This is a genomic window from Streptomyces sp. NPDC048349 (assembly GCF_040651925.1).
Classification (GTDB): domain Bacteria; phylum Actinomycetota; class Actinomycetes; order Streptomycetales; family Streptomycetaceae; genus Streptomyces.
This window is the reverse complement of the sequence record NZ_JBEZLA010000130.1, coordinates 1-5,948: the sequence shown is the minus strand read 5'-3', so window position 1 is coordinate 5,948 and position 5,948 is coordinate 1. Positions and strand designations below refer to the sequence as shown.

The window sequence follows — 5,948 nt, the reverse complement described above, 5'->3', positions numbered from 1 at the left end:
CCCGTACTGGACGTACTTGGGCTTTCGGCCGGTGCGGCGAGAGTGCGTGCCGGGCACCGCGACGCCGCGGACCTCCGTCAGACACCCCCTAGCCGTCGCTTCCGGGCCGGGTTCCGCGTCAGAGGTACAGGCCCGCCTCGGAGGAGTGCGGCTGGGGCGGGAGCACCGCCGCCGGGCCGGTGCCGCGCCGCAGGGCGAAGAGTTCGGCCAGGCTGGCGCCCTCGCGGGAGACGCCCTCGTCCGTTCCCAGCCAGTCCACCGCCTCGCGGTGGGTCAGCCGGCCCACCTCGATGCGGGCCAGGCAGCGCCCCGGCCGGACCACGGCCGGGTGGAGCCGCTCGAGGTCCTCGTTCGTCGTGACGCCGACCAGGACGTTGCGGCCCTGCCCCAGCAGGCCGTCCGTCAGGTTGAGGAGGCGGGACAGCGCCTGCCCGGCCGTGTGCCGGGCCTCGCCGCGGATCAGCTCGTCGCAGTCCTCCAGCAGCAGCAGCCGCCAGCGGCCCTTCGCCGTGCCCTCCTCCTCGCCGATCGCGATGTCCATCAGGTAGCCCACGTCGTTGAACAGCCGCTCCGGGTCCAGGACGCAGTCCACCTGGCACCAGTCCCGCCAGGAACGGGCGAGGGTGCGCAGTGCCGAGGTCTTGCCCGTCCCCGGCGGCCCGTGCAGCAGCAGCAGCCGGCCGGCGATGTCGTCCGGGGTCACCTTCATCAGCCGGTCCATCGCCCCGGCCACCGGCGCCGTGTAGTTGGGCCGGACCTCGGCCCAGGTACCGGCCGCGATCTGACGGGTCGTGCGATAGGGGCCGCGGCGCGGGGAGACGTACCAGAACCCCATCGTGACGTTCTCCGGCTGCGGTTCGGGATCGTCCTGCGCCCCCTCCGTGGCCCGGCCGAGCACACCGGCGGCGAGTTCGTCGCTGACCGCGGTCACCGTGACGTCCGCGCCCCGGCTCCAGCGGGAGACCAGCATGGTCCAGCCCTCGCCCTCGGCGAGGGTGGCGCTGCGGTCGCTGTCGCGCGCCGAGCGCAACACGGTGGCCTCGGGCGGCAGCAGGGGGGCGCCCGGCCTGACCCGGTCGATCGACACGCTGTGCGAGAACGGCTGCTCGCCGGACGCGAACCGGCCGAGGAACAGCGCGTCGACGACGTCCGACGGCGAATCGCTGTCGTCGACGTTGAGCCGGATCGGCAGCGCGTCATGCGGGTTGGCTGGCATGGCGCCCATGATCCGGCACGTGGTGCCCTCGTGCACCCGTGTTTCGCCGGATCGGGTGGACGGGTTCCCTCTTCAAACACGTCGGGAGTGAAGGTTCGGCCAGCAACTCTGCTCCGAAAATTCTTGGCATGAACACTTCCAGCCAACCCCGGCTCCTTGTACCACGGACTCAGGAGTAACCCCCACAAGGAGCCGCACACATGAGCATGAGAATGCCCCGCTTCGCCGCGCTCGCCTCCACCCTCTTATTGGCCGCGGGCGCCGCCCTGTCCGGCGCGGGCCAGGCGGCCGCCGCCCAGGCCGACTTCGGATACGTCGCCCTCGGCGACTCGTACTCCTCCGGCGTCGGCGCCGGCAACTACGACAGCGGGAGCGGCGCCTGCAAGCGCACCACCCGCGCCTACCCGGCGCTGTGGGCCGCCGCCCACGCCCCGCAGACCTTCTCGTTCACCGCATGCTCGGGTGCCCGCACGGGCGACGTGCTCGCCGGCCAGCTCGCCCCGCTGAACTCCGGAACCGACCTCGTCAGCATCACCATCGGCGGCAACGACGCCGGATTCTCCGACGTCATGACGACCTGTGTGCTCCAGTCAGAGGCCACCTGCGTCAGCCGCGTCAACGAGGCCAAGGCGTACGTGACCTCCACCCTTCCCGGCCAGCTCGACCAGGTCTACAACGCCATCGCCGGCCGCTCCCCGAACGCCCGTGTCGTCGTCCTCGGCTATCCCCGCTTCTACAAGCTGAACGGCACCTGCACCACCGGCCTGACCGAGGGCGAGCGCACCGCCATCAACGGCGCGGCCGACCACCTCAACGCCACCATCGCCAAGCGCGCCGCCGACCACGGGTTCGCCTACGCCTCGGTCGTCGGAGCCTTCACGGGCCACGAGATCTGCTCCGGCAGTGCGTGGCTGCACAGTGTCAACTGGCTCAACATCGGTGAGTCGTACCATCCCACGGCCGCCGGACAGTCCAGCGGCTACCTGCCCGTCTTCACCAACGCGGCCTGACCGGCTGGGCGCCGGCGGAGGGGCCCGCCGCCGGCCCGTCCGTGGCCGCCGGCGGGCTCGGTGAGGTACTCGCACCAGGGGAGGGGGCCCCGCTCGTCGGGGTCTCCTCCTCGCACGTCACGGAGGTGGAGACCCACTGCGTGGCCACCTCGGCCGGTCCCCGCACCTCCAGGCGGACCGCGTCCTCGTATCCCGCGCCCGGCACGTGCGTCAGCTCGGTGTGCTCCAGCCGCCGGCTCATCGGCCCGCCCTCCCCGTACGCGAGGGACTGCCAGCCGGGGCCGGAGGTCTGCCCGCTCCGCGTGGCCCAGCGGTAGTCCAGCCGGACCGGAACGCGCTCCACCTCCACGGTGGCGGTGAAGGAGGGCGCGCGGTCCGCGGGCGGCGGGCAGCTGCCGGTGTACGAGGCGCGCACGGTGTCCACGTACACGGAGACGTGCTGTCCCGGCGTGGCGGAAGCCGAGGCGGACGCGGACGCGGGCGGGGACGCCGGGGCGGACGGCGGTGCGGAAGCCGGGGTGGTGGCGGCCCCGGCCGTGGTCGCCGAGCCCGCGGGGCCCGCCCCGCCGCTGCCACCGCCCGCGCCCAGATCCTTCAGCAGCAGCCATCCCAGGGCGGCCAGCGCCAGCAGCAGCACCACGATCCCGGCCACGAGCACCGCCCCGGCCCGGCCCTCGTGCGGCGGCCGCCCGGGAGCGGAAGCCGGAGCGGGTGCGGGCCCCGGCGGCGTGGGTTCCCCGTACGGGGACGGCCGCGGCCCCTGCCGGTGGTGCTCCCGGTGGTGCGGCGCGGCGGCCGTCGGCGAGTCCGGCCCCGACACGGGCCCGCCGGAGGCCCGTACGGCCCCGCCCGCGCCCACCACCCGCAGCATCCGGGCCGCCTCCGCGGCGGACAGCCGCTCGGCCGGGTCCTTGCGCAGCAGCCCCTCCAGTACGGGCTCCAGCGGACCGGCCCGGCGCGGCGGGGGCAACTCCGCGTCGACCACGGCCCTCAGCGTGTCCACCGGGGTCTCCTGCCGGAACGGCGAGACCCCCTCCACGGCCGCGTACAGCATGATCCCGAGCGACCACAGATCCGACTCGGGTCCCGGATCGCGCCCCAACGCCCGCTCGGGGGCGAGGAATTCGGGGGAGCCGACCACCTCGCCCGTCATGGTGATCGCCGAGGAGCCCTCCAGGCTCGCGATCCCGAAATCGCTCAGCACCACCCGGCCGTCATTGGCGACCAGCACGTTTCCGGGTTTCACGTCCCGGTGCAGCACCCCCGCCTCATGCGCCGAACGCAGCGCCGCCAGCACCTGTTCCCCGAGGTGCGCCGTGCGCTGCGGGGACATCGGCCCCTCGGCCTCCAGTACCTCGGCCAGCGTGAGCCCGCGCACCAGCTCCATCACGATCCAGGGCCGGCCGTCCTCGGACGCCACGTCGTAGACCGTGACCACGCCGCGGTGTGCGACCCGGGCCGCCGCCCACGCCTCCCGCTCCAGCCGCCGGTACATCCGCTGGAGTTCAGCGGGATCCATCCCGGCCGGCGCGCGTACCTCCTTGACGGCGACCTCGCGGCCCAGCACCTCGTCCCGGGCCCGCCACACGACGCCCATGCCGCCGCGGCCGAGGGGATCCAGCAGGCGGTACCGGCCCGCGATGACACGATCGGGGCTCGACTGCCCGTCCACACCGGCTGCATTCCCACTCATACGCGCCCCCACGGGTCACCAGGCGATCACTTCAAGTTAGCGCAGGGCGTGCGAAGTGACCCTCGTCATGACGCGACTCGCCCAGCGGGCCCGCACACCGGCGCGCCTGTGCGGAGAGTGACCGTCAACTCCGCTGAGTAACCGTCAACTCCCCGTAGCAGTAGGGGTAATTCACACTCACCGGGATACCCGAGCGCGACGCGGGGACGATAGGGTTAACCTGCCCGGGCCGGGTGCCCTCGTACGGGTGGGGAGAGAACATGGAACAGATAGCAATGCGCAGCAGGCCGCCTCGCGTGCCTGCCATCACCTGCGGCAGCAGTGCGACCAGCTCGCGCCTCGACCGCCATCTCGCCGTGCTGGGCGGACCTGCCGTCCCGCACCGGGAGACCGCCGAGGCGACCCTGCTGATGCGCGAGCTCACCTCCCGCGACCACACGCACCGCCTGCGGAGCCGGAGCGCGCGCGTCTCGCTCTTCGCGCCGCTGCGCCGTCTGCGTCGCACGCTCTTCGGCAGCCGCCGCTCGTAACAGTCCAGGTCCCCGCACCGCAGCCTTCCCTTCGGCTCGGCTCCGGCTCCCCGGCCCTACGCCACCACACCCTCCCGGCGCAGTTCCGAGATCTGCGCGCCCGTCATCCCCAGGGCGCGCAGCAGGGTCTCGGTGTGTTCACCCAGCGCGGGCACCGCACCCATGTGCGGTGCCGCGCCGCCCGGCAGTCCGATCGGCGGGAGCAGGGCCCGCAGCGGACCGGCCGGTGATCCCACCTCCCGCCAGCGGTCGCGGGCCGCCAGCTGCGGATGGCCCGCCAGCTGGGCCACCGAGTTCAGCCGCGCGCAGGCGATGCCCGCGGCCTCCAGCCGTCCGATCGCCTCGTCCGCGTCCAGCCGGGCCAGGGCCTGCGCCACCACCGCGTCGGTCTTCTCCCGGTTGCCGGTGCGCGCCGCGTTCGTCGCGAATCCCGGATCCTCGGCCAACTCGGGGCGATCCAGCACCTGTTGCGCGAGGCGCCGCCACTCCCGGTCGTTCTGCACGGACAGCAGCACCCGGTCGCCGTCGGCCGTCGGGTAGGCGTCGTAGGGCGCGATCACCGCGTGCGCGAGACCGGTCCGCACGGGCTGCTCGCCCCCGTGCATGGTGTGGTGCAGCGGATGCCCCATCCACTCGGCGAGCGCGTCCAGCATGGACACCTCCACCCGGCCCCCGCGCCCGGTGACGCCGCGGCGCAGCAGGGCCGCGAGCACCCCCGAGAAGGCGTACATGGCCGCCGCGATGTCGGCCGCCGGGATCCCCGCCTTGACGGGCTGCTCCGGGGTGCCGGTCACCGAGACCAGGCCCGCTTCGCACTGCACCAGCATGTCGTAGGCGCGCTTGTGGGCGTACGGGCCTTCGGAGCCGTAGCCGGAGACGTCCACGGCGACCAGCCGCGGGTACCGTGCGCACAGCGCGGCCGAGTCGAGCCCGAGCCGGGCCGCCGCGCCCTGCGCGAGGTTCTGTACGAAGACGTCGGCGCCGGCCAGCAGCCCGTGCAGGACCTCCCGGCCGCGCGGGTCCTTCAGATCCAGCGCGAGCGACTCCTTGCCGCGGTTGGCCCACACGAAATGCGAGGCCAGGCCGTGCGCGGCGGTGTCGTAGGCGCGCGCGAAGTCGCCGCCGTCGGGGCGCTCGACCTTGATCACCCGGGCGCCGAGGTCGGCGAGCTGGCGGGTGGCGAAGGGGGCCGAGACGGCCTGTTCGACGGCGACGACGGTGATTCCGGCGAGGGGGAGCGGCTCGGGGGCGGGCGCGGCGCTTTCGGTGTCCATGGCACCGATGCCTATCCCGTCGGGGGCCGTCCTGTCACCCCCCTCTCCCTCTCGGCCCGGGCCGTCTCTTGCGGATCGTGCCGGTCAAGCCCGCGTCGTCCGGTGCCGGCCCGGGTGTCCCGGGGGAACACGCCTAGGGGGTGTCTGACGGAGGTCCGTGGTGAAGGAGCGGTGTCCGGTGCGTGCTCTCGGCGTGCCGGCCGGATGCCCCCGTACTGGACGTAC

General features: G+C 73.8%; 5 protein-coding genes. 2 read left to right on the top strand and 3 right to left on the bottom strand.

Annotation, left to right across the window (positions count from 1 at the left end):
* Positions 1-118: 118 nt before the first annotated feature.
* On the bottom strand, positions 119-1,216 hold the full coding sequence (locus tag AB0D44_RS34080) for a DUF5925 domain-containing protein (protein WP_362598704.1): 1,098 nt from the start codon (positions 1,214-1,216) through the stop codon (positions 119-121).
* Between the two features lie 206 nt (positions 1,217-1,422).
* Here AB0D44_RS34080 and AB0D44_RS34075 point away from each other — a divergent pair, with 206 nt between their 5' ends.
* A complete protein-coding gene (locus AB0D44_RS34075; protein WP_362598707.1) occupies positions 1,423-2,226 on the top strand; it encodes an SGNH/GDSL hydrolase family protein in 804 nt (267 codons plus the stop codon).
* Here AB0D44_RS34075 and AB0D44_RS34070 read toward each other — a convergent pair.
* On the bottom strand, positions 2,210-3,919 hold the full coding sequence (locus tag AB0D44_RS34070; protein WP_362598701.1) for a serine/threonine-protein kinase: 1,710 nt from the start codon (positions 3,917-3,919) through the stop codon (positions 2,210-2,212). The two genes, AB0D44_RS34075 and AB0D44_RS34070, sit on opposite strands and share 17 nt — an antisense overlap.
* A 260-nt stretch (positions 3,920-4,179) precedes the next feature.
* Here AB0D44_RS34070 and AB0D44_RS34065 point away from each other — a divergent pair, with 260 nt between their 5' ends.
* A complete protein-coding gene (locus AB0D44_RS34065; RefSeq protein ID WP_076046471.1) occupies positions 4,180-4,449 on the top strand; it encodes a hypothetical protein in 270 nt (89 codons plus the stop codon).
* Positions 4,450-4,505: 56 nt separating this feature from the next.
* On the opposite strand, the gene AB0D44_RS34060 is transcribed toward AB0D44_RS34065, so the two are convergent.
* Positions 4,506-5,723 (bottom strand): CaiB/BaiF CoA-transferase family protein, encoded by a 1,218-nt coding sequence (locus AB0D44_RS34060; RefSeq protein WP_362598698.1) that lies wholly within the window; start codon positions 5,721-5,723, stop codon positions 4,506-4,508.
* Positions 5,724-5,948 lie beyond the last annotated feature (225 nt).

Excerpts from the sequence above, each read along its gene's own strand:
- AB0D44_RS34065 (WP_076046471.1), top strand. The coding sequence starts at position 4,180 with ATGGAACAGATAGCAATGCGCAGCAGGCCGCCTCGCGTGCCTGCCATC.
- AB0D44_RS34080 (WP_362598704.1), bottom strand. The coding sequence starts at position 1,216 with ATGCCAGCCAACCCGCATGACGCGCTGCCGATCCGGCTCAACGTCGAC.
- AB0D44_RS34060 (WP_362598698.1), bottom strand. The coding sequence starts at position 5,723 with ATGGACACCGAAAGCGCCGCGCCCGCCCCCGAGCCGCTCCCCCTCGCC.
- AB0D44_RS34075 (WP_362598707.1), top strand. The coding sequence starts at position 1,423 with ATGAGAATGCCCCGCTTCGCCGCGCTCGCCTCCACCCTCTTATTGGCC.
- AB0D44_RS34070 (WP_362598701.1), bottom strand. The coding sequence starts at position 3,919 with ATGAGTGGGAATGCAGCCGGTGTGGACGGGCAGTCGAGCCCCGATCGT.